The following is a 24,590-nucleotide window of genomic DNA, read 5'->3' as shown; positions in this document are numbered from 1 at the left end:
CGATAAAAAAACATGACCAATTAAAACAACATCCCCATTCTTTTGAATACTCAAAAAACCAACAAATTCTCATAAGAACAGATCACAACTTCGTCTTTATTTTTAACTATTTCCATTTCCACGGAAATATTGGCATCTCTACTTCACGATATAGTGAATCAGAGTAATAGCTTCGATCCATCGTTAACAAGTTCGCAAATTGAATCGAACGTAAGAGAATGCTAGTTATAATTACTTAGCATGACCAACCTCCTCCAAAGTGCTGGAGGGGAATCTCCCTCTCTTTTAACACTTGCTAGATCATTTTTTTTAATCCATTCAGAAAATTGATCGCTATTTACCTTACCTTTTCGTTAATGTATGATTCCCCATGTCTAATAAGGGAAATATGCATTACTTTCCTCCTGAGAATCTTCATTATTAGTCTTATCCAAATTTCAACTCACTTTATTATGCTGATTAAACGTTTGTAGAATCATAAAACACGAAGGAGGTGGGGCAATTTTGTTTCAGTCCCAACCTCTTCGTGTTTTGTAAAGAACTATTTATATTTCACACTCTTACAATCGTGATTTTTCCAATACACATAGCTCAAATGGCTTAATCATTGCAAATTCGCCTTTATAAATGACATCATCCTGATTATCATTCGATGCTATTACTTCCCATGATGCTGAAGAAGGCAAACGCAAACGGTGCTTTTGATCAGTCGGATTCACAAATACGACTAAATCTGTATTTACATCTAATAGAATATATCCTAAAATAGGCGATTTCACTTTCAAAAAATGAATTTGTTTGCGTATTTGTTCCTTCGAACGTAAACGAAAAACAGGATATTTTTTTCTTATTGTCATTAACCTTCGTATAAATTCTATATTTTCGGCTTCTACCTCTCTTTTTTCCCAATCAAGCTTATTTACTTTGTCTCCTGATATATAGCTATTTTCATCACCATGCTTTGTACGGAACCATTCCTGACCTGCATGGAGAAATGGGATTCCTTGGCTTAGAAGTGTGATTCCAGTTGCCAATTGGTGCATTCGTTTTCGTGTTTCTTCATTGTGTATGGGATTAGTATTTGCGAGACGGTCCCAAAGTGTATGATTGTCATGACATTCAACATAATTAATAGATTGACTCGGCTCTGAAACAAATGGTATTCCATACTCTTCTAAAACAGAACCTGTTATAAGGTGTGGTAGCCTTTCTACAAAAATGCCTTCTCCATTCACATAGCCTTGATCTTGATCACTGAATAGTTGACCTTTTAACGAATCTCGGAATAAATCATTAAAAAAACCAACCTTTCGTAGTTGCTTGGCTTTATCAGGTGTTGTTTTCAATTCGTATCGTAATGCAGTAGGTAAATCCCAGCCTTCTCCAAGTAAAAGAATCGGGCGCTCTTCTTTTTGACACCTTTTTTCAATCGCCTTTATCGTTTCTACATCCATTGCTCCCATTAAATCAAAACGAAAACCATCAACTTGATATTCTTGAAGCCAATATTCAATAGAATCTAATATGAATTTCCTTGCCATTATTCGTTCTGTTGCAAAATCATTTCCAACACCTGTTCCATTACTAACCTCTCCATTATCATCATACCTAAAGTAATAACCTGGAACGATCTTTTCAAATGAGGATTCTTCTCGAATGTATACATGATTAAAGACGACATCTACAATCACACCCAATCCTTCCTTATGAAAAGATGAGATCATTTCTTTACATTCTTCCAGTCGAGTAATCGGATTTTGAACATCGGTTGAATAGCTACCTTCGGGTACTTGAAAAAATAATGGGTCATACCCCCAGTTATAGCTCTCTTCTGGTTCAAGCTCATTCACCCGAGCAAAATCGTTAATTGGTAGTAATTGCACATGTGTGATTCCTAAATCCTTTATATATGATATTCCTGTCGAGAATCCGTTTGGGGTAGTTGTTTTTGTTTCTGTTAATCCAATGAATTTGCCCTTTTCCCTAACTCCACTCTTTTCAGAAATCGTCGCATCCCGAACGTGAATCTCATAAATGATCGCATCATTCAATACTGCTATTTCGTGACAGTTTCTCTCTACTTTAGTTGATCCTTTTAACCTTTTTAGATCTACAACCACTCCTTTTTCGCTATTAGCAAGTAATGCCTTAGTGTATGGATCAATAGCCCGAACCACTTCTCCATTCACGACAAGCTCATATTCATAAGGCATCCCATGCATGTCTCCTTGAATCTCTTCTTGCCAAATGCCATTTTCATATTTTTTTAGTGACATCATATTATTATTTATATATAACTTAACTGATGTAGCTGTCGGTGCCCATAATCTAAATTTAGTCTCATCTTTCGTGCATATTGCTCCTAAATCAATGTTAATGTTCGTATAATTTTGCTCAAACCAATCCGTTCTAATAATTTTTCTAGGATAGATTCGAAAACGCTTTCCTTCGATGTATAGGGATAGTTCTTCTCCTAATGGAAGGGGTTCTTCCACATGAAATTTTGCTGTGTACTCTCCTTCTATACCGACAAATTGCACAGAGAAATTTTGCTTCTTCCCTTTTATAAGAAGAGGGGTATTAAATGATAGCTCCTCTAACCCTTCTGACGTTAGTCTCAAATCATGAACATCATCTAACCAAGCGATCGTAGAAGACACTGGACACTCCTCTTTTCTTATTTATTTATCTCACATTACGTTATTCATAAAACTTCATTAATGTTATTCATTCTCAAAATTCATCATTAAGTGGATTAGATTTCTATTTTCATTTTGGACATTGTTTCAATTTTTAATCATTTTATTTAGTGCTATTTCTCAATAATTTGTTCGTCATAAATGGACACAACCCCCTAAATTCCTGCGTTAAATTGTCTAACACTTTTTCTTACATTTCTTTCAACTTCCTTTATAATGTATTCATATCAACTTGAAAACAAGCTTGTCACCTCTAGTCTCATCATAACAATACCTACAATAAACAACTACGACTACGTATCATTTTCTTTCAAGATTCATATTAAATTGTAAAAAACCCATAAAAATCGTAAACATTCGTCTATGAAAGGAGATTCTTGCTTCATGAACGAGTTCATCACGGAACATGACATCTACTTATTTCACCAAGGTACACATTACTTAAGTTACCAATTTCTTGGATCACATCCAGCTACAGTTGATTTTAAAAAAGGATATTTTTTCACCGTTTGGGCTCCAAACGCCTCGGAAGTAAGGGTAGTCGGTGATTTTAACAAATGGGAAGGTTCTCATTTCAAGCTTGAAAAAATTTCTAATCAAGGACTGTGGCATCGTTTTTTCCCTTCTATTCCTGCTGGTTCTTCATACAAGTATGAAATACTCTCAGAATCAGATATTCCATTTTTAAAAGCAGACCCGTATGCGTTTCAATCTGAGGTTAGACCTGCGACAGCTTCGATTTTGACAACTGATTCAACATTTCAATGGGATGATAAACAGTGGAGACTATTACAAGAAGAAACCAATCCTTTAAAAAAGCCGATTAATATTTATGAAGTCCATATAGGATCTTGGAGAACACATGCAGATGGTACACTTTACAGCTATAAAGAGCTTGCAAAAGAATTAATTCCTTATGTGAAATCTCTCGGCTACACCCATATCGAGCTACTTCCACTTGGTGAACATCCATTTGATTTGTCTTGGGGATACCAACAAACAGGCTATTATTCTGTCACATCACGCTATGGTCATCCTAATGATTTGAAATACTTTATAAATGAATGCCACTTAAATGAGATTGGTGTCATTTTAGACTGGGTACCGGGGCACTTTTGTAAAGATGATCATGGCTTACGCCTATTTGATGGAACCCCAACCTACGAATATGCCGATCCACGTAAAGCTGAGAAACGGAATTGGGGGACACTTACTTTTGATTTTGGCAGACCAGAAGTACAAAGCTTTTTAATATCAAACGCTCTCTTTTGGTTAAAGGAATTTCATATTGATGGACTTAGAGTCGATGCCGTTGCCAGCATGCTCTACTTAAACTTTGACAATTACGATGAAGAAGAGAAATTGTACAACAGCTATGGTGGAGAAGAAAATCTTGAAGCAGCTGCTTTTTTAAGAAAGTTAAATGAAGTCGTTTTCGACTATAAACCTCACACCTTGATGATGGCAGAAGACAGTACAGATATTCCACTTATAACAAGCCCCACTTATTCTGGTGGACTCGGATTCAATTTCAAATGGAACATGGGCTGGATGAATGACACGCTTGACTTTATGGAGTGTGACCCTGTTTATCGAAAATGGCATCATCAATGCTTAACATTCCCAATTATGTACACGTACTCAGAGAATTTTCTTCTTCCTCTTTCGCACGATGAAGTTGTACATGGAAAGAAATCATTATTGAACAAAATGCCTGGTGACCAATGGCAACAATTCGCAAACCTTAGATTGTTATACGGCTATATGATGACACATCCAGGTAAGAAGCTACTATTCATGGGTGGAGAGCTAGGCCTTTACTCTGAATGGAAAGACAAGGAGCAACTTGATTGGCATTTACTCGACTATCCATTGCATAAAGCGATGTTCGATTTCGTAAAGGACCTAAACCATTTTTATAAGCACGAACCCTCTCTATACGAATGTGATCACGAAGTGCACGGATTTGATTGGATTGACCCTCATAATATCGATCAAAGTATCATAGTCTTTTTGAGGCGAGGTGATTTTTCTAATGAAGAGCTTATTATTGTTTGTAATTTCACCCCGAATGTCTATTATGACTATAAGATCGGTGTACCATACCCAGGTACATATAAAGAGGTGTTCAATTCAGATGCGGATAAATATGGAGGATCTAATCAATTAAATGTTGGTCGTTATTTCAGCTTCCCTGAGAAGTGGCATGGTCATAACCAACATATCAAAATCAAAATTCCACCATTAGCCATATCTGTTTTTTCAACACCATCTAAGGGAGTCAGTACTTGAGGAGGATATTGGATGAAAAAAGAATGTATCGGGATGCTATTGGCAGGAGGAGAAGGCAAACGTTTAGGACTATTAACGAAGAATGTAGCAAAGCCAGCCGTACACTTTGGAGGAAAATATCGAATTATTGATTTTACGTTAAGCAATTGTACGAATTCAGGTATTCATACGGTTGGCGTATTAACTCAATATTCTCCATTTGAATTAAACAAGCACATTGGAATCGGCAAACCTTGGGATTTGGACCGGCAGCACGATGGTGTTTCAATCCTATCACCTTACACAGCAAAAGGTGGTGGAAGCTGGTATTCAGGTACGGCTGATGCCATCTATAAAAACATTCATTATATTGAACAATATGATCCAGAGTACTTATTAGTCATATCAGGTGATCATATTTACCAAATGAATTATCAAGAGATGCTCCAGCAGCATAAAGAGACTGGTGCTGATGCAACCATCTCCGTAATGGAAGTGAATTGGGCTGAGGCTTCACGTTTCGGAATCTTAAATACAATGGACAACTTGCGAATTTATGAATTTGACGAAAAACCAGCTACTCCAAAAAGCAACTTAGCTTCAATGGGAATTTATATATTCAATTGGCAAACATTAAAAAAATATTTACTCGATGATCAAATAAAACAAGATTCTTCTCATGACTTCGGAAAAAATATTATTCCTTCCATGCTCCTTCATAATCAGTCTCTCTATGCATATCGATTTGATGGTTATTGGAAAGATGTCGGTACGGTTCAAAGCTACTGGGAAGCAAACATGGACTTACTTGATGATGATTTAACCTTGTCCTTAAACCATAAAAATTGGCGAACATATACGCAAGACTCAAATTTCCCACCACAGTTTTTAGGAGAAAATGCTGTTGTAAAACATTCATTGATCAATTCTGGATGCTGGATTTGTGGTTCGATTGATCACTCCATTATTTCAAAAAATGTTTCCATTGATATTGAAAGCTCCATCAAACAATCCATTTTACACCCGAATGTTACAGTAGGAAAAAATGTTACACTTGAACGCGTCATCGTTATGGAAAATACCGTTATTCCTGAAGGGTTTCACATTTCATCTATTCCTCATAACGAGCCACTTGTCATAGACCAATCTAGTTTAGAATTAATGATGTCGAAATCATAATAAACTGTAAGGAGGAATTCAAATAGAAACGATGATGGGTGTTATAAACTTAGAGAATGAACGAGATTTTTTAAATGAATTAACCTATTTCCGTTGCGGTGCAGCTGTTCCTTTTGCCGGTCGATATCGCCTAATCGATTTTACTCTTTCAAACATGGTCCAATCTGATATAACAGAGGTCGCCATCTTCACACGAAATAAGTACCGCTCTCTTATGGATCATCTTGGAACAGGTGCTGATTGGAACCTTGACCGCAGATATGGAGGCCTATTCATCCTTCCTCCAGACTGGAATGATCCAACTGATATTTCAAAAGGCGATCTTAGGCATTTCCATAACAATCGTGATTATTTTGAACGAAGCAATTCAGATTATATCTTAATAAGTGGCAGTCAATTTATTGCAACATGTGATTATAAAGAAGCCTTTCAACTACATTTAGAAGCAAATGCCGATGTAACGCTTATTACTACATATGTAGCAGAAGATAAGCCTGAACATCAAGCTTGTATGCGTATCGAACAAGACGAGCATAATCGTGTCACCCATATGACACACGATACGACAAACCCACAGTTATTTACTGGTGTATATATTATAACGAAAAAGTGCTTAATGAAACTTGTAGATCAATGTATTGCTTATCATAAAGAGAACCTTTTCACTAATGGGATCATTGCCAACCTAGATTCATTAATTGTTCAATCTTACAAACATAGAGGATATAGCTCTTTTATCGATTCCATTGAAAGCTATTATCGTCATAACATGAATTTACTCTCTACAGACCATTATAAAAGTCTCTTTTATCAAAAACCTTTTGTTTTAACAAAAATTAGCAATGAACCTCCGACTAAGTATCGTAATGAAGCAAAGGTCATATCATCTTTACTTGCTAACGGTTGTGACATTAAAGGAAATATTAAGAACAGTGTCTTATTTCGAGGCGTAAAAGTTCAAGAAGGAGCGACGATTAAAAACTCAATTATTATGCAAAACTGTACTGTTCAAGCTAACGCCTATTTAGAAAATGTTATTCTCGATAAAGATGTCAACATATCAGACGGTCAAACATTAGTGGGAAGTGTTGATAAACCATATGTTGTCCCGAAACGAAAAATCATTTAATCAGTAATAAACAACATTAAACTTATTCTGAAAGGAGAAGAGATCGGATGAATCATGTATTATTTGTCGCTTCTGAATGTACACCCTTTATTAAAACTGGAGGATTAGCTGATGTAGTAGGATCTCTTCCACATGCATTAAAAACTCATGAACACCTGAATGTTAGCGTCATTCTTCCACTTTATGATGAAATCTCGCAAGATTGGAAGAATCAAATGGAATTTAAAACGATTGTCCCTGTAGAAATTGGTTGGCGCAATCAAACAGCTGAGCTTTATTGTTTAAATTATGAAGGTGTACACTATTACTTCCTAGCAAACACATTTTATTATGAAAGAAAAGGGGTCTATGGCTACTATGATGATGGTGAAAGATTCTTATTCTTTAGCAAGGCTGTCATTTCATCACTTGATTACTTAGATTTCGTCCCTAATATTCTCCATGCTCATGATTGGCAAGCGGGTCTAGCAGTAGCCTTCGCAAAAATTTATCAGCCTATTGAAGAGATGAAAACGGTTTTCACTATACACAATATGAAATATCAAGGTCTGATACCACTTGATATGTATGAAGATTTCTTTTCTCTACCGAGAGAGCATATCGGAGGGATGGAATGGAATGGAATGCTGAATTGTTTAAAAGCAGGTATGTTTCATGCTGATAAAATAACAACCGTTAGCCCGAGCTACGCGAATGAACTGAAAAACCCTTACTATAGTGAAGGACTTCATCCTTTATTAAATGATCGTGAAGCTGACTTCTGTGGAATTTTAAATGGTATTAATACGGATGAGTATAATCCACTAAAGGATCCACATGTAGATGTACCATATAGCTACTCCCGTGCAAAGAAGAAATTAAATAAGTTAGCTCTTCAAGAGGAGCTTAATCTTCAAATGAGTGAAGAAAAACCGTTATATGTTATGGTTACACGTTTAGTTGAGCAAAAAGGACTTCACTTAATTCAATGTATTTTAGAAGAGTTTTTACAAGAGGACATTCAATTTATCGTATTAGGAACCGGTGAACGAGAATTTGAGCTTTACTTTTCTTATCTAGCTAATAAATACCCATCCAAGTCAGCAGCAATTTTAACCTTTGATGAGGCTCTCTCACGCAAGTTATATGCCAGCGCTGACTTTTTTCTCATGCCTTCTCTATTTGAACCGTGTGGATTATCTCAGCTTATCGCTCTCCAGTATAAGACGGTACCAATCGTTAGAGAAACGGGTGGCTTAAAGGATACGGTTTCTTCTTATAATGAACTTACAGGTGAAGGAAATGGATTTAGTTTCACTAATTATAATGCCCATGATTTGCTAACCGTTCTTCACTACTCATTGCGAATCTTTCACGATGACGGAAATTGGAAGCAACTATGTAAAAACATAAACAAATGCAAATACGACTGGAAGCATTCAGCAGCTGAATATAATCGTTTATACACAAAAGTGTTGACAGAACAAGGAGTGAGTCAAAATTGACCTATCAAAATGTGGATGAATTCATCAGCCAAATAACTGAAAAGATTCGCACACTTTTCGATAAAGAGTTAAACGATGCTAACGAAAAAGACCTCTATTATGCTCTTGCATCCATCGTCAACGATGAAATGCATCCCCATTGGCATAAAACAAATGGGCATTACGAGCAAAAAAAAGTAAAAAAGGTCTATTACTTATCAATGGAGTTCTTGATCGGTCGACTTCTTGAAAGCAATTTACTAAATTGTGGGCTTCTAGATATTACGAACAACGCTTTGAAAAAACTTGGTTTTGCACGAGATGCGGTATTTATTCATGAGCATGATGCTGGACTTGGAAATGGTGGCTTAGGACGTTTAGCCGCCTGCTTTCTCGATTCACTTGCCTCACTTCAATATCCAGGACACGGCTGCGGCATTCGTTACCGTTATGGGTTATTTGAACAACGGATCATTCATGGCCATCAAATCGAATTGCCTGACTACTGGTTAAAAGAAGAGTATCCTTGGGAAACTCGAAAGTCAGAAGAGCGTATTTATGTTTATTTTGGTGGGAGTGTACACATGCATCATCGTGCAAACGGTTCTTTAGAATTCCGTTACGAAAATACCGATGAAGTTATTGCTGTTCCATACGACATTCCGATCAGTGGTTATCATAATCATACGGTTAATACGTTACGACTCTGGAGTGCCGAATCACAAGATAGAAATGGTGTCGCAAATCACAATGATCAATATTATCATGCGCTTGATCATACTCACTCCATTGACCAAATATCCGGTTTCTTATATCCTGACGACTCGAGCTATGAGGGTAAAGAGCTTCGTTTGAAACAGCAATACTTTCTCGTTTCAGCAAGTATTCAGAATATATTACGTCAATACTTAAACGAAGGACGCGGCTCACTTACACAATTATCCGATCATATTGTCATTCAAATTAATGATACACACCCTAGTTTAGCGATTCCTGAGTTAATGAGACTGTTAATGGATATTTACGATCTTGATTGGGACCAAGCGTGGGAAACAACTCATAAGACGATTGCTTATACAAATCATACAACACTAAGTGAAGCCCTCGAAAAGTGGCCAAAAGGGATGGTTCAAAGCCTTCTTCCAAGAATATACATGATTATTGATGAAATAAATGAACGTTTTTGCCAAGGCTTATGGTTTGATTATCCTGAGTTACGAGACCATATTCCCGAGCTAGCGATTATCGCTGATGAACAAATTCACATGGCACGTTTAGCTATCGTTGGAAGCTATAGTGTTAACGGTGTTGCTAGGCTCCATACAGAGATTTTAAAGAAGAAAGAAATGAAGCTTTTTTATCAGCTTTTCCCGAAACGATTTAATAATAAAACAAACGGCATTACACACAGAAGATGGCTTCTTCAAGTGAACCCGCACCTAGCTAACGTCATAACAGATGTCATCGGTCCAGCATGGATTAAACGTCCAAATCAGCTTATTAGCTTACTTCGTTATTCGAACGATGCAGCCTTTCTCCAACAAATAGAGCAGGTCAAATTACAAAACAAACGAACACTAGCTCAATTTATTTATGACAGAATGGGAATAAAAGTGAACGAGAAGTCCATCTTTGATGTTCAAATTAAACGACTTCATGAATACAAGCGTCAGCTTTTGAACATTTTCCATGTCATTTACTTATACAATGAATTAAAGGATAATCCCAAGCTTGACCTTACACCACGTACCTTTATTTTTGGAGCAAAAGCGGCTCCTAGCTATCATCTTGCAAAAGAAGTCATTAAACTCATTCATACGGTCGCTTCTTTAGTAAACCATGACCCTGACGTAGCGGATAGAATTAAGGTAATTTTTTTAGAAAACTATAATGTTAGTTTAGCGGAAAAAATTATACCGGCAGCGGATATTAGTGAACAAATTTCCACCGCTAGTAAGGAAGCTTCTGGTACTGGGAATATGAAAATGATGATGAACGGAGCATTAACAGTAGGCACGATGGATGGAGCGAATATTGAAATACGTGATTTAGTAGGAGATCAACACATTTTTATGTTCGGACTTACTTCTGATGAAGTACTCCACTATTATGAGCATGGAGGTTATTCGGCACGAGACATTTATAATACCGATGATCGAATTAGTCGAATCCTAGATCAGTTAAACAGTGGTGTATTTGGTGAACAAGAAATGGAATTTAAGGACCTCTACTATAATATTTTATATCATAATGATCCATACTTTGTTTTAAAGGATTTCGATCCCTATATTGAAACTCACGAGCTTGTAGAGCAAGCTTACCGCGATCGTTCAATATGGCTTAATAAAAGCATTACAAACATTGCTTATTCTGGAAAATTCTCGAGCGATCGAACCATTCAACAGTACGCATCAGAAATATGGCAACTCACAAAGAGCCCCATTAAATAAACAGAAGACAAACAAATGTCAGGTCTGTTACGAACTAGAATAACAGGCCTGACATATAGCTCCTCATTACTTTCAATCCACAGAAAAGAGAATGCTCACTTCACCCTCTATTAATTTCTATTCCTGCAAGCAAATTCGTAACAACATGACCAGCCATTATAAGTCCGGCTACTGAAGGAACAAATGCATTTGAAGATGGAGGCATTTTGGCCTTACGAATCTTTCCTGCTTCTGCTGCTTCTGGGACAATCTCTTTTCGAATGTCCTCACGAATTCGAATAGGTTGCTCATCCGAATACACAACTTCAATTCCTTTTCGAATCCCTTCCTTACGTAGTCTCGTTCGAATCACTTTTGCAATCGGATCATGAGTAGTCTTGGAAATATCCGTAATTTGCAAACGTGTTGGGTCCATTTTATTTGCTGCCCCCATGCTAGAAATGATTGGGATGTTTCGATTAAGACATTCCTTCATTAAGTGAATTTTATACGAAATCGTATCACTTGCATCAATCACATAATCTATATCATAGCTGAAGAATTGTTCATACGTTTCCTCCGTATAAAACATTTTCAAAGCGACGACTTCGCATTCTGAGTTAATATCCATAATACGCTCTTTCATTAATTCAACCTTTTGCTTTCCAACTGTTGATAGTAATGCATGGATTTGACGATTCACATTCGTAATATCTACATCATCCTTATCAACGAGTACAAGCTTGCCAACTCCTGAACGTGCTAACGCCTCTGCTGAAAAGGAACCAACACCTCCAATCCCTAATACTGCTACCGTACTTCCTTTTAAGCGTTCTAAACCATCATGACCAATCGCCAGTTCATTTCGTGAAAATTGATGTAACATTCTATTCTCCTTTCATCCCTTATTATGTAACATTTCCATCGTGTCAAAAAAAGCAATCCATTTTAAGTTATGATACACTTACAGTAGAACAATCATTCAGTGAGGTGTCATTCATGGATTTGCTAGCTACTCAGCATTGTATTGAAATCGAACAACAAATAAAGTGGACAGAGAAAGTCACAGTTGAAACGGTCTATGAAATGAAATTATACGATGAATGTATAACCGTCAAACAAGAGCGTTTCCCACTTACTTCGATTTTTGATATTTCGTATCGAAAGAAGCCTCACTCGCAAGATATGGGCTTTCTTTATTTACACACTGCAAATGGAGTACGGACTTTCTATATTAAAGAAGAACCGACCTCATTATTAAGTGCTTATCAACAACTTAAGTTAGATCGTCCCGAATTGCGCTGAATATAAGGCTTTGACTCGTTTTCTTAAAGAAACATCACCGTAAATTGGATAATGCGGATATGGCAGATCACCTTTATTCCAATTGGCGATAATCCAGCCTTCACCATCATGATGCGTATACGTATCTAACACTTCAATGCCAGTTTCCTTCACCCATTGCAGAGCCTTTTCCCTTTGGGTGTGGGTTACACAAACTAACATATGTGAATATGGGTGCTCTAATAGGGCTGAAGATGAATACGAACGCTGCCATTGACCGAACCGATGGTGGAAAAGAAAATCTTCAATCATGCTATTAGCTGTTGCACCCTTTCCGGCACCCGGACCGATAAACAATAACTGGTCGATTTGTTCTCCTTCAATCGATATTCCATTTGTGACTCCATTCACATAAGTAAGCTGCTCCGATTGACATAGGAAAGCAGGATATACGCCACCAACAATCGAGCTGCCCTGTTTCCAGGCTTCACCTATTAGCTTTATTGTAAAACCAAACTTTTCTCCAGCTTCAACATGCCAATCCTCTAATTCTGATATCCCCTGACGGATTAGCTGCAACCCATTTGGCCACTCTCCAAAGCAAAGCCGGCTTAATATACGAATTTTATACCATGAATCATACCCGTCTAAATCTTCACTCGGATTTGATTCTGTATAGCCTTTTTCTCTAGCATCCTCTAACGCTTCTGCTAATAAACGATTATGCTCAGTCATCTCCGTAAGTACATAGTTAGTTGTCCCATTTAAGATTCCTGAAACGCGTGAAATGGCAGTTGCGCTCAACGTTCCCTTTAATGCATTAATAATCGGAATACCACCACCAACCGATGCTTCATACCCGTAATACGTATGTTGATTGCTAGCCAATACCTCAAGCTCTTTTCCTTTCTCGGCTACGAGCTTCTTATTAGCTGTTATGACTGGAACCCCTTTTTGAAGCCAATGCTTTGTATATAAATAAGCAGACTCAATTCCACCGATTGCCTCAAAAATAACATCATAATGAGCCACTTCACAAAACTGCTCCCACTCTGACGTCACGATAGCTGGAATATGAGTCGCTCTCTGCTTTTGCCGATCTTTCACTAAAATAGCCTTCACTTCAACTGGCTCACCAAGTAATAATTCTAATTCCTCTGACTGATGTATACGCTCATAAACACCGCTCCCAACAGTCCCATAGCCAATTAACCCCACTTGTATCATCGATAATCCCCTACCTCTGCTACACGTTTCTCTATCTGTGCACTCAAAACTTGAAAGAAGTTGTCTCATTACTCCAACCTTAGAGCAAATGAGACAACTACTTCTACACGATTATCCTTCTGTACGCTCAACCTTCTTACCAATAATTGATAAATTTAAATCAATTAATTGTTCAACACTTACTGCACCAGGAGCATCCGTTAATAAATCACTCGCACTTGCTGTTTTCGGGAAAGCAATCGTATCTCGTAAGTTTGTCCGTCCAGCAAGCAACATAACAAGGCGATCTAATCCAAAGGCAATGCCTCCATGTGGAGGTGTACCGTATTCAAATGCCTCAAGTAAGAAACCAAATTCTTCTTTCGCTTGTTCCTCCGTAAAACCTAGCGCCTTAAACATCTGCTCTTGTACATTACGCTGATAAATACGTTGTGATCCACCACCAAGCTCATATCCATTTAAGACAAGGTCATACGCATTTGCTCGAACACTTGCTGGATCTGTTTCAAGCAATTCAAGGTCTTCTTTTCGTGGACTTGTGAATGGGTGGTGCAATGCTACATAGCGCTTTGCTGCTTCATCATACTCGACTAATGGAAAATCTACGACCCATAGGAAATTGAATCTCGTTTTATCAATCAAACCAAACTCTTTCCCGAAGCGTAGACGAAGAGCTCCTAAGCTATCGAAAACAATTTGATGCTTGTCAGCACCAAAGAACAATAAGTCACCAGCTTCAGCATTTAACGCGGCCTTCATCGCTTCTTGTACGTCTTCTTCAAAGAATTTCGCAATCGGTCCTTTTAGGCCATCCTCTTCGACTTTTAGCCAGGCTAACCCTTTTGCTCCGTATTGCTTCACAAAATCCGTTAGTCCATCAATTTCTTTACGAGAAAGCTTATCCGCACCGCCTTTTAAGTTTAACCCTTTTACAATTCCTCCACTAGAAATGGCTCCTTGGAATACTTTAAAGTTAGCATCCTTCACAATCTCAGATAACTCAACAAGCTCCATGTCAAAACGAACGTCAGGCTTATCTGATCCATATCGATTCATGGCTTCATCATACGTTAATCGTGGAAATGGCGTTGTTACCTCTACTCCTTTTAGCTCTTTTAATACTTTTGCCATCATTTCTTCAGCCATCGCTAGTAGCTCTTCCTTATCCATAAAGGATGTCTCAATATCCACTTGTGTAAATTCAGGCTGACGATCTGCTCGTAAATCTTCATCACGGAAACAGCGAACAACTTGGAAGTAACGCTCAAACCCTGAAACCATCAGCATTTGTTTAAAAAGCTGCGGCGATTGTGGTAACGCATAAAATTCACCATGGTGCACACGACTCGGAACTAAATAATCACGCGCTCCTTCTGGTGTGCTTTTCGTTAGCATCGGTGTTTCAATTTCAAGGAACGCTTTCTCATCCAAGAAATCACGTATAAGCTTTGTCGTCTTATGACGTAAGATCATCGTCTCTTGCATATCAGGACGTCGTAAATCCAAATAGCGGTATTTTAACCGAATATCTTCTGAAGCATCTGTATCGGCTTCAATTTGGAACGGTAATGATTTTGAAGCATTCAAAATAGCCACAGATGTCGCATGAACCTCAACCGTACCTGTTTCGAGCTTCTCATTAACCGTACTTGGATCACGCTTCACAACCTTGCCCTCTAGTTCTAATACATATTCATTTCGAACACGATCAGCAATAGCTAGGGCATCCTTATCTACTTCTGGGCTAAATACAACTTGAACAATTCCCGAACGATCACGTAAATCTAAAAATACGACTTGTCCTAGGTCACGACGACGTTGGACCCACCCTTTTAACGATACGACTTCTCCAACTTGTTCTTCACGAATGTTACCACAATGATGTGTTCTTTGACTCATTCTTCTTCCCCCTTATTTATCGTTGATCCTGCATATATTGAATAAACTCTGTTAAAGCTACTGCTTTTTGTTCACCTGATTCCATTACTTTTACGTTAATAAGACCTTGCTTTAATTCATTTTCACCTAGAATAGCTGTATAACGAGCTTGATAGCGATCTGCCGCTTTAAATTGTGCTTTCATTTTGCGATCGAGATAGTCTTTATCACAGCTCACTCCAACTTTGCGCAATTGATAGAGAAGCTCTGCTGCTTTATCCTTCGCCTCATCACCAAGTGCTACAATAAAGCAATCAAGCGTTTCAACAGACGGCTTGTCCAACCCTTTGGCTTTTAAAGCCATAATCAAACGTTCAATACTAAAAGCAAACCCAATTCCTGGTGCAGACGGCCCACCTAAATCCTCAACTAGTCCAGTGTAACGACCACCACCGCATAGTGTCGTAATGGCACCAAATCCTTCACCATCAGCCATAATTTCAAAAGCTGTATGATAATAATAATCAAGCCCTCGAACGAGTGTTGGGTCCACCTCATACTGAATGCCTAATTGATCTAAAATATTACGAACCTTTTCAAAGTAAGCTCTTGATTCATCATTAAGATGATCGAGAATTGAAGGCGCTGTTTGCATTAATGGGTGCTCACGATCCTTCTTACAATCAAGAATACGTAACGGATTTTTCTCCAATCTTGATTGACAATCTTCACAAAACTCGTGTATGTTTGGTTTAAAATGATCGATTAAAGCTTGTCGATGCGCATCACGACTTTCCTTATCACCTAAGCTATTTAAGACGAGCTTGACATCTGTTAATCCAAGCTCTTCATAAATACTCATCGCTAGTGCCAAAACCTCCGCATCAATCGTCGGATCTGAACTGCCAATCGCTTCAACACCAAATTGAACAAACTGCCGCATTCTTCCTGATTGAGGACGTTCATAGCGGAACATAGGCCCTTGGTAATATAGCTTAACAGGCTGATTCGGGTTTCCAAACATTTTCTTCTCAACAAATGACCGTGCAACTCCTGCAGTTCCCTCAGGACGAAGGGTCAGACTCCGATCACCACGATCAGTGAATGTGTACATCTCCTTTTGAACAATATCTGTCGTGTCACCGACACCACGTTGAAACAGCTCCGTATGTTCAAATATTGGTGTACGAATTTCTTTATAATGATACGTACGACACACCTCTTTTGCCTTCGCTTCTATGTATTGCCATAACTCTACGTCACCAGGTAGAATATCCTGTGTCCCACGTGGAATATGAATACTCATCCTCTCACTCCTCTTTTTCAAAAATATAAAAAACTCCCGCCACTGATGCCTAACATACATCAGGGACGAGAGTTATACCCGTGGTGCCACCCTTACTTGAAGCCTACGCTTCCACTTTAAACAGTTAACGCCTGTTCACGTTTTCTCCTACTAGCTAGAAGTCGTTCAGAGAAACTCCTCAGAGGTGTTCTTTCATTAAGACAAATAGGGAAGGCTCTCAGCCACGACCTTTCCTCTCTAGACTACTTGATATCTTAATTACTATTCCTCTTCAATGGATTCAAAATGATGATGTATACATCATACGAATTGTCCAATCAACTGTCAATGCTTAATTACGAGATAGCTGATTTTTCAATAGTTGAACTTCTTCTCGTGACAAACCCAACTCACAAGTCAGTTCTACATGACAATCTTGCTTCTCGTTATGAGCATTCATTTGAAACAATGGTCCGGCCTTTTGTTGAGCAAGCTGTCTTTTATTAGAGCGCATTCTCATTCCTCCGTTTTTTACTAGCTTGCCCAAAAACAGAGGAAAGTTACATTCTATTTACTTTCTAAAATTAATGTAACAGGCCCATCATTAACTAATGAAACATCCATCATAGCTCCGAACGTTCCTGTTTCTACATGTATGCCCTTTTCTTGCAAAAGCTGATTAAAATGCTTGTATAATTCTTTAGCACAATCAGGCTTTGCTGCATTCATAAAATTTGGTCTTCTACCTTTGCGAGTATCACCATACAATGTGAATTGCGAAACAGATAACGCTTCTCCTCCTACATTCTTTAAAGAATGATTCATTTTTCCATTTTCATCTTCAAATATACGAAGATGGGCAATTTTTCCAGCTAAATACGCTGCATCCGCGATCGTGTCTTCATGGGTTACTCCGACTAAAAGCATCACCCCACGTTTGATGCGGCCAACACATTCTCCATCAACATGTACTGCTGCTTCCTTCGTACGTTGTAATACAACCTTCATCGTTCCTTCTCCTTACGACACAAAACCTTACCTTAATGTGTCACTCTGCGAACTGAGTAGATATCCCGTAGCTGTTTAATCTTTTCAACAATCTTATGCAAGTGATCTATGTTTGTAATTGAAATCGTTAAATGAACTGTTGCGAGCTTTTGTCGATTATCTGATTGTCCCGACACTTTATTAATCGGTGTTCGTGATTCAGACACAGCATATAAGATTTCATTTAATAATCCATTGCGATCAAAGCCTGTTATTTCAATGTCAACATTATAGGCTTTTCCTTCGCGTTGATTACCTTCCCACTCCACTTCTAGTAATCGTTCCTCTGACTCATTTTGAATATTAGGACAATCTGCCCGGTGAACAGATACACCACGACCTTTTGTTATGTACCCAATGATATCATCACCGGGTACGGGGGTACAGCACCGTGATAAGCGTGTCAATAAATTGTCTACGCCTTTCACACGAACACCTGAGGTTGCTTTTTTTTGCGTCCCTTTCGTTTGCACATCAGAGATCGCTTCAGCTAATGATTGTTCTTCTTGCTCTTGATCGATTTGTTTTTGAAGCTTTTCCGTTAATCGATTAACAATTTGCTTAACACTTACACCGCCATAACCAGTTGCAGCAAACATATCCTCTTCACCAACAAAGCTAAACTTATGAGCGGCATCAGCAATATTTTCTTCCGTCAGAACGACCTTCACATCAAAATCACGTTCGCGTATTTCCTTTTCGATTAATTCGCGACCTTTTTCAATATTTTCTTCACGACGTTCCTTTTTAAACCATTGTCTTATTTTATTTTTCGCATGTGACGACTTAGCAATTTTCAACCAATCCTGACTTGGCCCGTATGAATGCTTCGATGTCATCACTTCAATAATATCACCGGTATTTAACTCGTGATCAAGCGGAACCATCTTGCCATTTACCTTCGCTCCAATGCAGCGATTTCCGATCTCACTATGAATGCGGTAGGCAAAATCGATTGGAATCGAGCCTTGTGGAAGCTCCATTACATCACCATTTGGTGTAAAGACAAATACCATATCTGAGAACAAATCCATCTTTAATGATTCCATAAATTCCTGTGCATCATTCGTATCCGTTTGTGATTCAATTACATCTCTAAACCATGTCAATCGATCCTCAAATGTATTCTTATTTGGGTTAATCGTCTTGCCTTCCTTATAAGCCCAGTGAGCAGCAACCCCGAATTCTGCTATTTGATGCATATCCTGAGTTCTGATTTGAACCTCTAATGGATCACCATATGGACCGACAACGGTCGTATGAATGGACTGATACATATTCGCCTTTGGCATCGCAATATAATCCTTAAAGCGACCAGGCATTGGCTTCCATGATGTATGGATTACGCCAAGAACGGCATAGCAGTCCTTTATACTTCCAACGATAATGCGAACAGCTAACAAATCATAGATTTCGTTAAATTGTTTATGCTGCAAATTCATTTTTCGATAAATACTATAAAGATGCTTCGGCCGTCCCGATATTTCTGCCTTTACATGTACGTCATCTAAATTTTCATTAATTGTATCCATGACTTCAGAAAGGTACTGCTCTCGTTCCGCGCGTTTTCGTTTCATTAGATTAACGATCCGATAATATTGTTGTGGGTCTAAATAGCGAAGTGCGGTATCTTCAAGCTCCCACTTTATTTTCGAAATCCCTAATCGATGAGCAAGTGGCGCAAAGATTTCTAACGTTTCATTTGACGTAATTTGCTGTTTATGTGGTGGCATAAACTTCAACGTTCTCATATTATGAAGGCGATCAGCAAGTTTAATCATAATGACGCGTATATCCTTTGCCATGGCAATCAGCATTTTACGATGGTTTTCTGCTTGCTGCTCTTCTTTTGACTTGTACTTAAACTTCTTCAGCTTCGTTACACCATCAACGAGCATAGCCACTTGATCGTTAAATTCCTCTTCAATCTTCTCAACGGTAATATCCGTATCTTCAACAACATCATGGAGAAATGCTGCTGCCACTGAGTTCGGATCAAGTTGAAGATCAACGACAATGCCTGCCACCTGAATAGGATGAAGAATATATGGTTCACCTGATTTACGATATTGACCTTCATGGGCTCTTTCAGCAAATTCATAGGCCTTTCGTATAAAAGCGACATCTTTTTCATTTAAATAAAGACCCGCTTGCTCTAATACTTGATCTAAAGTCATGGAATCACCTAATTTTTTACGATTCGATATTTCTTTATATTATGGTGAAGTTTGTCGCTTATGTAAAGAGAAAAATCGAAAACAATTATGAAGTTCGCCTTTTCATTCACATACTATTCTTTAAGAACGTTTCAAGATTCTAACCAAAACGTTACAATACCAACATGTATACAAGAAAAAGGCACCACAATTGCGGAACCTTTCCTTCATTTCTTAGTTGTATGTCATTAATGAGAATACGTCATACCCATCTAATCGTTGTCTACCATTTAGATAACCTAATTCAATCATAAACGCAATCCCAACGACTTCACCGCCGAGTTGCTCGACTAATTTAACCGTTGCTTCAATCGTACCACCTGTTGCCAATAAATCATCCGCAATCACAACACGTTGTCCTTTCTGAATCGAGTCGCGATGTAGTGTTAATTCGTCTTTCCCATATTCAAGTCCATAGCCTTGCGAAATCACTTCACGTGGTAACTTCCCTGGTTTGCGCACAGGAACAAACCCGGCTTCAAGCGCATAGGACATAGGACACCCAACCACAAACCCTCGCGCCTCAGGTCCAACAATGACATCTGCCTTTTTCTGCGAAGCAAATTGAACCATTTCATAAATGGCCTTCTTATAAGCTTCACCGTTTTGCATTAATGTTGTAATATCCTTGAAACGAATACCTTCTTTTGGATAGTCCTCGACAATCGTAATAAATTGTTTAAAATCCATCTTACACCGTCTCCTTGATTTTCATTTGATCATATTCCAATTCTTGTTCAAACCATAGCTTTAATTGATCGTAGGAAGAATAAATAAGCTCATTTTCAATTTTCGTTTGCTCTAATCTATGTCTAAAGCTAGCAGAATCCTCTAAATGCTTCTTTTCTGGATTCGAAACAACTGATAAGCTCTCACCTTCTATTGTAGCAAATCCTAGCTCACAAAACACTTTTATCATAAACTCTACCGTATCCTTGGACCAGCCTTTATGCTTCGCCAAATCATGGCTCTGATTTAATGGAAATATCGTTCGTTTGATTAAAAAAGCATAAAACCATTTAAACTGTTCACGGTTAGGCTGAGTTGAGAAAAAATGATCCTCTTTTTGATGAAAAACAACATAAATCCTGTTCGGCTTCCCTTTTTTAAGTAATTCCTTTAACTGTTGCAAATGTTTAGGAGCATCAAGTAATACGAGATAACGATCATCAGTCGTTCTCACATTTTCAGCAAGTGTCACGTCTAAGTCATGAAGAGCTAAATCATCAATCGTCTCATTTTGAAATACGACTAACAAGCGTTCTTCTTCAGCTATTCCCTCAAGTCTCTCCTTCAACTTAGCCTGTTGTGCACTTCGCCAATCAAATAGCTGCCAGGTATGAACCGCCAAATCCTCTAGCATTAATTGTGGCTTTATGTGACCATTCCATTCATTAATCGATAACGTTCCAACAGCAGAAATTTTCGCCTGATGGGTCATTTGCTCAAATAAATACCCTAAATGAAAACCGATGCCGTCTAGATTTGCTGCCGCTTGAGAAAATAACACTTTTAAGTGATTAGATTCACTGCCTATCTTTCGCATTTGTGAAAGAGAAACATTCTCAAGCATCACTTTCGGTGTTGGATTGTTTACTCCAAATGGAGCTAAACGCTCCATCTGCTGAATAACGGATACTGATACCTCTTCAACCGTTGCAATGAGGTCTACTTTTGTTACAGGCTTAAAATCTTCTTCTGTTAATCCCTCTTTTGCCTGTTGGAGCAAGCGTGCTCTTAGCTCATCAACATCAGTTACATTCATCGTCAACCCCGCAGCCATTGGATGACCTCCGAAATGGGGCAATATGTCACGGCTCTTTGATAATTCTGCAAACATATCGAACCCTTCAATGCTTCGAGCTGACCCTTTGGCTAATCCTTTTTCTGCATCAATACTAAGAACGATTGTTGGTCGATAATAACGTTCGACTAATCGCGATGCGACAATACCAATTACACCTGGATTCCATCCCTCACCTGCAATGACAAGCACTTCATTTTCATTTGCTGGAAATTCAGACTCGACCTTAGCAATGGCAGCATCGGCAATTGTCGCAACAACCGATTTTCTCTCTTTATTTAAACGGTCAATTTCTAATGCTAGCTGTTCCGCTTCATCGCTATCATTTGTCAGTAATAATTCAACAGCAGGATCAGCTGAGTCTAATCGACCAGCTGCATTAATTCTCGGACCTATACCAAACCCTACATGATCCGATTGGAGAACTTGACCGTCTAAGCCGCACATTTTCTTTAAAGCAATTAAGCCAGGTCTCGAAGTTTCCTGTAGAGTTTGTAACCCTTCCATAACAAGAAGGCGATTTTCGTCTACTAGTGGAACAAGATCAGCGACAGTCCCAATAACAGCTATATCAAGCCATTCAGTCGGCACACGCCCTAAAAGTGCTTGTACTACCTTTAGCACGACTCCGACTCCTGCTAGCCCTTTGAATGGGTACTCGCAGCCTGGCTTCTTCGGATTCACGATTGCCAATGCATTAGGTAATTGCGGTGGTGCCTCATGGTGATCAGTAACGATGAAATCAAGCTCTATCTCTTTAGCAACACGTGCAACATCAACAGCAGCAATACCAGTATCAACCGTTATCACGAGGTCAACACCGTCTTCTTTTGCTTGACGAATGGCTGGCTCATTTGGTCCATATCCTTCTGTAAAACGGTTCGGTATGTAGTAATCGACGTGTGCTCCTAGTGAAGTTAAAGCTTCATACATGAGAGCTGTACTGCTTACACCATCAGCATCATAATCACCGAATATTAATATTCGTTCCTGCTTCTCAATAGCTTCCTTTACACGGACAACTAAACGATCCATATCATCTAGTAAAAATGGATCGTGGTAGTTCATCTCTTCTTTATATAAAAACCTTCGAGCTGCCTCTACAGTATCAATCCCTCTATTCAACAGTAGCTTTGCAACTAATGGTGCAACTTGAAGCTTGTCAACTAATTGTTCAACACGTTCTTTTGGCTGTGTTTCAACCTTCCATCGTGCTTTAGATTTTAACATACAAACACCCCTTGACCTTCCCATTATACAGGAGTGGTCAAAGGGTGACAATGCTCTCTATTAAAGGCACTGAAAAAGTTTAGTTTTAATTTTTTCAGTGGCCTCTTGTATTACTTCTTGTCATTGGATGTGCTTTCGACTTCTTCCTCAATTGTCTGATTAGCTTCACTATCAAACTCTGCTACTGCCTGTGCTTGCTTAGTTCGTTTCAATTCATACTGTAACCGATAAATTCGAACCATCCCAATTGCTCCGGCAATAATAGCCCCCATTAGTACTGACCCTAATATTATTAAAATAAGAGGCCATTCTGCCACACCAAATAAATAATTGACAGGTACAGCTTCAACATTAATAATAGCAAAAACGGAAATAATAATCGCTATAACTAGACTTATTATGAGTGCCCATTGTCCTCGCATCACGTCTCCTCCTTCTCATCTTCGTCTCCATCTACATCATATGGGTTAATATGAACGAGAACATCTTGAACTTGCTTATCCTCCGTTAGTTTCGCCTTCACCTGCTTACCAATTGCATGGCCTTCTTCAACAGTGATATATGGATCTACAGCAACCTTAATATCAATAATGACATAATGCCCATGCTCACGCGCATAGAATTCATCAATATTCATCACACCATCTACTTCTTGAGCCATGCGCTTCATCTCCACTGTATCCTCTTCATGAAGGACATGATCCAACGCATTATGAATCGACTGTTGCCCAAGAGACCAAGCCATTTTCGCAATTAGAATCGCAACGAAGGCACTTGCTATCGCATCTCCATAAACGAGCCAAGCAATATTCATACGCCCCCCGAGCAAAGCCGCCCCGATCCCTATCAAGGCTGCTAATGAGGAAAACACATCAGAGCGATGATGCCACGCATCTGTCACTAACGCTTCACTCTTATATTTATTACCCAAGTAATGCTTATATCTAAACATACATTCCTTTACAATTATTGAAAAAAGAACAGCATAAATCGCAATCGCCTTCGGTACGACAACAGGTTCAAAAAATGAATGGATAGCACGAATCGCAATTTCAAACCCTACAATAAATAATAGCACCGCCACTATGATCGCTGCCACAGATTCTGCTTTTCCATGTCCATATGGATGATCACGATCAGGAGGTAGCTTGGCAGCACGAACGCCAATTAATACGACAACGGAACCGACTACGTCGGACGCTGAGTGAGCTGCATCAGCAATTAATGCTTTACTATTTGACATTACACCAATAATAGCCTTTACAATTGCAAGAATCACATTTCCAACGATCCCTACCCACGCTGCAAATCGGACTTTTTTATAACGAACCTCTGATTCTGCTCCTACCAACATTCACACCTACTTTTCATTCGGGTTACTTAAGTCAGACCGAACCTCTATTCTTCTTAAGTATACCCGAAATCTTCTATCATCACTCGTTTTCTAGC

Annotated in this window: 18 protein-coding genes and 1 other annotated feature; of the genes, 6 read left to right on the top strand and 12 right to left on the bottom strand. The window is 38.6% G+C overall.

The genetic code is table 11. From position 1 onward, the window contains the following. Nucleotides 1–560: 560 nt before the first annotated feature. Nucleotides 561–2,660, bottom strand: coding sequence for a type I pullulanase (gene pulA, locus ACERJO_RS08590; protein WP_373647226.1), 2,100 nt, complete (start codon nucleotides 2,658–2,660; stop codon nucleotides 561–563). Between the two features lie 423 nt (nucleotides 2,661–3,083). Here pulA and glgB point away from each other — a divergent pair, with 423 nt between their 5' ends. Genes glgB through ACERJO_RS08565 form a run of 5 tightly spaced genes read left to right on the top strand, consistent with a single transcriptional unit; the run spans nucleotide 3,084 to nucleotide 11,191 of the window. Beyond that, nucleotides 3,084–4,991: a 1,4-alpha-glucan branching protein GlgB gene (gene glgB / locus ACERJO_RS08585; RefSeq protein ID WP_373647225.1), complete on the top strand. Its 1,908-nt coding sequence runs from the start codon at nucleotides 3,084–3,086 to the stop codon at nucleotides 4,989–4,991. A 12-nt stretch (nucleotides 4,992–5,003) separates the two neighbouring features. After that, the gene (locus ACERJO_RS08580) at nucleotides 5,004–6,149 is read left to right on the top strand and encodes a glucose-1-phosphate adenylyltransferase (RefSeq protein WP_247104389.1); all 1,146 of its coding nucleotides are present in this window, start codon (nucleotides 5,004–5,006) and stop codon (nucleotides 6,147–6,149) included. A 31-nt stretch (nucleotides 6,150–6,180) separates the two neighbouring features. Further along, entirely contained in the window at nucleotides 6,181–7,278 is a 1,098-nt protein-coding gene (gene glgD / locus ACERJO_RS08575) for a glucose-1-phosphate adenylyltransferase subunit GlgD (protein WP_373647224.1), read from the top strand. 47 nt (nucleotides 7,279–7,325) lie between these two features. Continuing rightward, nucleotides 7,326–8,762, top strand: a complete 1,437-nt coding sequence (locus ACERJO_RS08570) for a glycogen synthase (RefSeq protein WP_373647223.1) — start codon at nucleotides 7,326–7,328, stop codon at nucleotides 8,760–8,762. Further along, nucleotides 8,759–11,191 carry a glycogen/starch/alpha-glucan phosphorylase gene (locus ACERJO_RS08565; protein WP_373647222.1) on the top strand — a complete coding sequence of 811 codons (2,433 nt, stop codon included), beginning with the start codon at nucleotides 8,759–8,761 and terminating at the stop codon, nucleotides 11,189–11,191. Before ACERJO_RS08570 ends, ACERJO_RS08565 begins: the two co-directional genes overlap by 4 nt. A 100-nt stretch (nucleotides 11,192–11,291) precedes the next feature. Here ACERJO_RS08565 and ACERJO_RS08560 read toward each other — a convergent pair whose 3' ends face one another. Further along, on the bottom strand, nucleotides 11,292–12,056 hold the full coding sequence (locus ACERJO_RS08560) for a tRNA threonylcarbamoyladenosine dehydratase (protein ID WP_373647221.1): 765 nt from the start codon (nucleotides 12,054–12,056) through the stop codon (nucleotides 11,292–11,294). Between the two features lie 113 nt (nucleotides 12,057–12,169). Between ACERJO_RS08560 and ACERJO_RS08555 the strand changes: the two genes are divergently transcribed. Next, nucleotides 12,170–12,475, top strand: coding sequence for a hypothetical protein (locus ACERJO_RS08555; protein WP_373647220.1), 306 nt, complete (start codon nucleotides 12,170–12,172; stop codon nucleotides 12,473–12,475). Here the strand turns inward: ACERJO_RS08555 and ACERJO_RS08550 are convergent. From ACERJO_RS08550 to ACERJO_RS08505, 10 genes are all read right to left on the bottom strand, one after another. After that, nucleotides 12,452–13,681, bottom strand: a complete 1,230-nt coding sequence (locus ACERJO_RS08550) for a homoserine dehydrogenase (protein WP_373647219.1) — start codon at nucleotides 13,679–13,681, stop codon at nucleotides 12,452–12,454. The genes ACERJO_RS08555 and ACERJO_RS08550 overlap by 24 nt on opposite strands. 111 nt (nucleotides 13,682–13,792) lie before the next feature. Next, nucleotides 13,793–15,580 carry an aspartate--tRNA ligase gene (aspS, locus tag ACERJO_RS08545; RefSeq protein ID WP_373647218.1) on the bottom strand — a complete coding sequence of 596 codons (1,788 nt, stop codon included), beginning with the start codon at nucleotides 15,578–15,580 and terminating at the stop codon, nucleotides 13,793–13,795. Between the two features lie 16 nt (nucleotides 15,581–15,596). Further along, complete coding sequence (gene hisS / locus ACERJO_RS08540; RefSeq protein WP_373647217.1) at nucleotides 15,597–16,865, bottom strand: histidine--tRNA ligase; 1,269 nt, start codon at nucleotides 16,863–16,865, stop codon at nucleotides 15,597–15,599. A gap of 58 nt (nucleotides 16,866–16,923) precedes the next feature. Continuing rightward, nucleotides 16,924–17,149 (bottom strand) — a binding site (T-box leader). A gap of 47 nt (nucleotides 17,150–17,196) precedes the next feature. Next, nucleotides 17,197–17,358: a hypothetical protein gene (locus tag ACERJO_RS08535; protein WP_247104403.1), complete on the bottom strand. Its 162-nt coding sequence runs from the start codon at nucleotides 17,356–17,358 to the stop codon at nucleotides 17,197–17,199. A gap of 53 nt (nucleotides 17,359–17,411) precedes the next feature. After that, the gene (dtd, locus tag ACERJO_RS08530) at nucleotides 17,412–17,852 is read right to left on the bottom strand and encodes a D-aminoacyl-tRNA deacylase (protein WP_373647216.1); all 441 of its coding nucleotides are present in this window, start codon (nucleotides 17,850–17,852) and stop codon (nucleotides 17,412–17,414) included. Nucleotides 17,853–17,884: 32 nt separating this feature from the next. Beyond that, on the bottom strand, nucleotides 17,885–20,068 hold the full coding sequence (locus tag ACERJO_RS08525; protein WP_247104405.1) for a RelA/SpoT family protein: 2,184 nt from the start codon (nucleotides 20,066–20,068) through the stop codon (nucleotides 17,885–17,887). 213 nt (nucleotides 20,069–20,281) lie between these two features. After that, complete coding sequence (locus ACERJO_RS08520) at nucleotides 20,282–20,797, bottom strand: adenine phosphoribosyltransferase (RefSeq protein WP_373647215.1); 516 nt, start codon at nucleotides 20,795–20,797, stop codon at nucleotides 20,282–20,284. A 1-nt stretch (nucleotide 20,798) separates the two neighbouring features. Beyond that, the gene (recJ, locus tag ACERJO_RS08515) at nucleotides 20,799–23,141 is read right to left on the bottom strand and encodes a single-stranded-DNA-specific exonuclease RecJ (protein ID WP_373647214.1); all 2,343 of its coding nucleotides are present in this window, start codon (nucleotides 23,139–23,141) and stop codon (nucleotides 20,799–20,801) included. A 110-nt stretch (nucleotides 23,142–23,251) separates the two neighbouring features. Then, the gene (locus ACERJO_RS08510; RefSeq protein ID WP_247104411.1) at nucleotides 23,252–23,563 is read right to left on the bottom strand and encodes a LapA family protein; all 312 of its coding nucleotides are present in this window, start codon (nucleotides 23,561–23,563) and stop codon (nucleotides 23,252–23,254) included. Further along, nucleotides 23,563–24,495, bottom strand: coding sequence for a cation diffusion facilitator family transporter (locus tag ACERJO_RS08505; protein WP_247104413.1), 933 nt, complete (start codon nucleotides 24,493–24,495; stop codon nucleotides 23,563–23,565). The genes ACERJO_RS08510 and ACERJO_RS08505 overlap by 1 nt, the downstream gene beginning before the upstream one ends. Between the last annotated feature and the right edge of the window lie 95 nt (nucleotides 24,496–24,590).

Origin of the sequence: Halalkalibacter sp. AB-rgal2 (assembly GCF_041821005.1) — a bacterium.
Lineage (GTDB): Bacteria > Bacillota > Bacilli > Bacillales > Bacillaceae_D > Halalkalibacter.
This window is presented reverse-complemented; position numbering and strand designations above follow the sequence as displayed.

Excerpts from the sequence above, each read along its gene's own strand:
- glgB (WP_373647225.1), top strand. The coding sequence starts at position 3,084 with ATGAACGAGTTCATCACGGAACATGACATCTACTTATTTCACCAAGGT.
- ACERJO_RS08580 (WP_247104389.1), top strand. The coding sequence starts at position 5,004 with ATGAAAAAAGAATGTATCGGGATGCTATTGGCAGGAGGAGAAGGCAAA.
- glgD (WP_373647224.1), top strand. The coding sequence starts at position 6,181 with ATGATGGGTGTTATAAACTTAGAGAATGAACGAGATTTTTTAAATGAA.
- ACERJO_RS08570 (WP_373647223.1), top strand. The coding sequence starts at position 7,326 with ATGAATCATGTATTATTTGTCGCTTCTGAATGTACACCCTTTATTAAA.
- ACERJO_RS08560 (WP_373647221.1), bottom strand. The coding sequence starts at position 12,056 with ATGTTACATCAATTTTCACGAAATGAACTGGCGATTGGTCATGATGGT.
- ACERJO_RS08555 (WP_373647220.1), top strand. The coding sequence starts at position 12,170 with ATGGATTTGCTAGCTACTCAGCATTGTATTGAAATCGAACAACAAATA.
- ACERJO_RS08550 (WP_373647219.1), bottom strand. The coding sequence starts at position 13,681 with ATGATACAAGTGGGGTTAATTGGCTATGGGACTGTTGGGAGCGGTGTT.
- aspS (WP_373647218.1), bottom strand. The coding sequence starts at position 15,580 with ATGAGTCAAAGAACACATCATTGTGGTAACATTCGTGAAGAACAAGTT.
- hisS (WP_373647217.1), bottom strand. The coding sequence starts at position 16,865 with ATGAGTATTCATATTCCACGTGGGACACAGGATATTCTACCTGGTGAC.
- ACERJO_RS08535 (WP_247104403.1), bottom strand. The coding sequence starts at position 17,358 with ATGCGCTCTAATAAAAGACAGCTTGCTCAACAAAAGGCCGGACCATTG.
- dtd (WP_373647216.1), bottom strand. The coding sequence starts at position 17,852 with ATGAAGGTTGTATTACAACGTACGAAGGAAGCAGCAGTACATGTTGAT.
- ACERJO_RS08525 (WP_247104405.1), bottom strand. The coding sequence starts at position 20,068 with ATGACTTTAGATCAAGTATTAGAGCAAGCGGGTCTTTATTTAAATGAA.
- ACERJO_RS08520 (WP_373647215.1), bottom strand. The coding sequence starts at position 20,797 with ATGGATTTTAAACAATTTATTACGATTGTCGAGGACTATCCAAAAGAA.
- recJ (WP_373647214.1), bottom strand. The coding sequence starts at position 23,141 with ATGTTAAAATCTAAAGCACGATGGAAGGTTGAAACACAGCCAAAAGAA.
- ACERJO_RS08510 (WP_247104411.1), bottom strand. The coding sequence starts at position 23,563 with ATGCGAGGACAATGGGCACTCATAATAAGTCTAGTTATAGCGATTATT.
- ACERJO_RS08505 (WP_247104413.1), bottom strand. The coding sequence starts at position 24,495 with ATGTTGGTAGGAGCAGAATCAGAGGTTCGTTATAAAAAAGTCCGATTT.